The following is a 1,103-nucleotide window of genomic DNA, read 5'->3' as shown; positions in this document are numbered from 1 at the left end:
GCGCAGGCCCTGCGGCTGACCGGCCCGCACCCGCTGCGGGCCGAGATCGTCGGAGCCGGCTCGCCGGCCGCGAGCCCGGCCGGCACCTGGGCGGGGCTGCTGCACTGCCGTCCGCGACTCCTCGCGAGCATCGACGAGCTGCGGCGATGGCAGTTGCGCCTGGCCGACGTCCTGGCCGACGAGGCCAAGCCGCCGCCACCGGTGCCGATTTCCCCGGCGTCCCTGCCGGCTCCGGCGTCTCTGGTGTCTCTGGTGTCTCTGGTGTCTCCGGCGTTCTTGGCGTTTCCGGCGGCCTCGGTGTTCCCGGTGTCGCGGGTGTCCTCGACGGCCTCGGCGCCCGGGGCCTCCCCGGACGCGGCGCGGTCAGGCGGTCTCGACGCCGTGCGGGGCTGTGCCCTGGTCCGGGTCCGGGCGGCGCTCGCCACGGGAGATCGGGCGGGGGCGGCGGCGGCACTCGACATCGTTGAACGCGCGGAGCATCTCGCCGTGCTTCAGGGTCTGCGGGGCCGGCTCGTCGGGGCGGTCCGCATCCTGGTCGCCGGCGGGGGTGACGCCGCTCAGGCGCCGGGGCCCCACAGGTCGCGGCCGGCCCGGGCGCGCTCGCGCGCCTTCATCCGGGCCTCGTGGACGTGGCGCATTCCGTCGGTGAGCCGCCGCCGGACCTCCTCGTCCACCTCGGCGAAGGGCCGGTAGTACAGCCCGTCGTACTCCTCGACGATCTGGAAGGTCCAGCGTCCGTCGAGCACGTTGCGCCCGTACAGCTCGTTGCGGACAAATCCGGCGATCCGGGCATGTCCGGCGTCCTCCAGCCCGGTGATCGCCTTTGTCAGGGTGAGGTCCGCCCGCCCGGAGAGCTGATGGAACTCATACAGCGCACCGCGGGCCCGTTCCACCCACTCCAGCGCCTCGCTGAGCCGGCCGACCGCCTCGGCGGTGGCGTCGTCGAGGTCCGGCCGGGTGCGGTCCGGCTGGGTGTGGTCCGGCCGGCTGTGGTGTCTGTGCGGCCCATCGAGGCGGCCGCGCCCACGCTGCCCATCCAGGTGGCCGCGGCGGCCGTCCGCGTGCCCGGGATTGTCGTCCCGACCGGCGGCGCGGCTCTCGCC

1 protein-coding gene is annotated in these 1,103 nt (G+C 75.4%); it reads right to left on the bottom strand.

The window, feature by feature from the left end; genetic code table 11:
- Positions 1–557 precede the first annotated feature (557 nt).
- Positions 558–1,103, bottom strand: a 546-nt coding sequence (locus ND748_RS32520) for a hypothetical protein (protein ID WP_251750091.1), incomplete at its 5' end; no start/stop codon positions are given.

Origin of the sequence: Frankia sp. AiPs1 (assembly GCF_023716945.1) — a bacterium.
Lineage (GTDB): Bacteria > Actinomycetota > Actinomycetes > Frankiales > Frankiaceae > Frankia.
The sequence above is the reverse complement of the archived record's forward strand: the minus strand, read 5'-3'. Positions and strand labels throughout refer to the sequence as shown.